Annotated in this window: 3 protein-coding genes; all 3 read right to left on the bottom strand. The window is 68.6% G+C overall.

Going from position 1 to position 1,743, the window contains the following annotated elements:
• Positions 1 to 2 precede the first annotated feature (2 nt).
• Complete coding sequence (locus tag LPZ50_RS24655; RefSeq protein WP_230665464.1) at positions 3 to 692, bottom strand: VIT1/CCC1 transporter family protein; 690 nt, start codon at positions 690 to 692, stop codon at positions 3 to 5.
• Between the two features lie 28 nt (positions 693 to 720).
• A complete protein-coding gene (locus LPZ50_RS24650; RefSeq protein WP_230665463.1) occupies positions 721 to 1,158 on the bottom strand; it encodes a PaaI family thioesterase in 438 nt (145 codons plus the stop codon).
• A partial coding sequence (locus LPZ50_RS24645) for an NAD-binding protein (protein WP_230665462.1) occupies positions 1,155 to 1,743 on the bottom strand: 589 nt, incomplete at its 5' end. The genes LPZ50_RS24645 and LPZ50_RS24650, both read right to left, overlap by 4 nt.

Below are 1,743 nucleotides of genomic sequence, written 5' to 3'. Positions count from 1 at the left end.
GGCTACACCGCCACGCCGAACAAGGCCCCCACGCCTGCCGTAAGCAGCATGGCCAGGCCGCCCAGCGTGGTCACGCGCAAGGCGGCGCGCCAGACCGGGGCCCCGCCCGCTTGCGCGGCAATAGCGCCCAGCACGGCCAGCCACACCATGGACGAGGCCGTGACGCCAGCCACGATGCTTTCCACCGGGATCAGAGCCGCCGTCAGCAGGGGCAAGGCCGCCCCGGTGGCAAACGACACCGCCGATGCCACGGCCGCCTGCACGGGCCGCGCCCGGTTATGGATGGAAATGCCCAGCTCGTCGCGGGCATGCGCGTCCAGCGCGTTGTAGCCGGTAAGCTGTTCGGCCACTTGCCGCGCCAGCTGCGGCGTAACCCCGCGGCCCACGTAGATGTCGGTGAGTTCCTGCAGTTCCTGCGCCGAGTTGCCCACCAGCGAACGCTGTTCCAGCCGCAGGTCGGCCGCCTCGGTGTCGGCTTGCGAGCGCACCGAGACGTATTCGCCGGCCGCCATCGACAGCGACCCGGCCACCAGGCCTGCCAGCCCGGAGGTAAGCACGGCCTCGTGCGAGGCGCTGGCCGCCGCCACGCCGGCTATCAGGCTGGCCGTGGACACGATGCCGTCGTTGGCGCCCAGCACGGCTGCGCGCAGCCATCCGGCGCGGAAAATGCGGTGGTGTTCTTTGGACGGCATGCTGCGCGGTGTGAAAAGACAATAAAGGCTAGCGCGATGTTACCCGCACTGCTGTCATCAGGCCCACCAGGCACAGGGTGGGCTTGCCCCCGCGGTAGGCCTGCACCTGCACCTGGCAAACCGACAGGCGCCGCCCGGGCTTGAGCACGCGGCCCGTGGCAAGAAAGTATTCGCCATCGGCCGGTGCCAGGAAGTTCATCTTGAATTCTGACGTCAGTACATCTTCGCCCGCGTCGAACAGCGAATAGGCCGCATAGCCGCCGGCGCTGTCGGCGATGGTGGTGGATATGCCGGCGTGCAGGTAGCCGTTCTGCTGGCACAGGTCGCGGCGGAACGGCAGTTCGATATCGACCGTGCCGGGTTCCACCCGCCCCAGGCGCGCACCGAACGCCGCCATGACCGTTTGCCGGGCAAAGCTGTCATGCACCCGTTGCCGGGCGGCGTCCGGCTCGGTGGCGGGGTTCATGCTGGCTTCTGGGCAAGCAGGTTGACGATGCTGGAGAAATCGAGCTTGCCGCTGCCGCCCGCGCTGTGCAGCGAATACAGGTTGCGCGCCAGTTCGCCCAGCGGAATAGAGGAACGCGAGCCCAGGGCGGCCTCGGCGGCCAGGCCCAGGTCTTTCAGCATGAGGTCCACGCCGAATCCGCCCGCATAGCCCTTGGAGGCCGGCGCGTGATCCATGACCCCCGGCCAGGGGTTGTAGAGTTCAGTAGCCCAGTTGCGGCCGGAGCTTTTGGCGATGATGTCGGACAGCACCTTGGGATCCAGCCCATTGGCCACGCCCAGCGCCAGGGCTTCGGACGTACCGGCCATCAGGATGCCCAACAGCATGTTGTTGCAGATCTTGGCTACCTGGCCGGCGCCCGCGGCGCCGGCATGGAAGATGTTCTTGCCCATGTTCTGCAGCACGGGCATGGCGCGCTGCAACGCGGTTTCTTCGCCGCCCACGATGAAAGTCAGCGTGCCGGCGGCGGCGCCGCCCGTGCCCCCGGATACCGGCGCGTCGATCATGGCCAGCCCGCGCGCCTGGGCCGCGGCAGCCACCTTGCGG

The sequence above is a fragment of the Bordetella petrii genome (genome assembly GCF_020991325.1).
Taxonomy (GTDB): domain Bacteria; phylum Pseudomonadota; class Gammaproteobacteria; order Burkholderiales; family Burkholderiaceae_B; genus Bordetella_A; species Bordetella_A petrii_E.
Note: the sequence above shows the minus strand (reverse complement) of the source record. Positions and strands in the feature narration are given on the sequence as shown.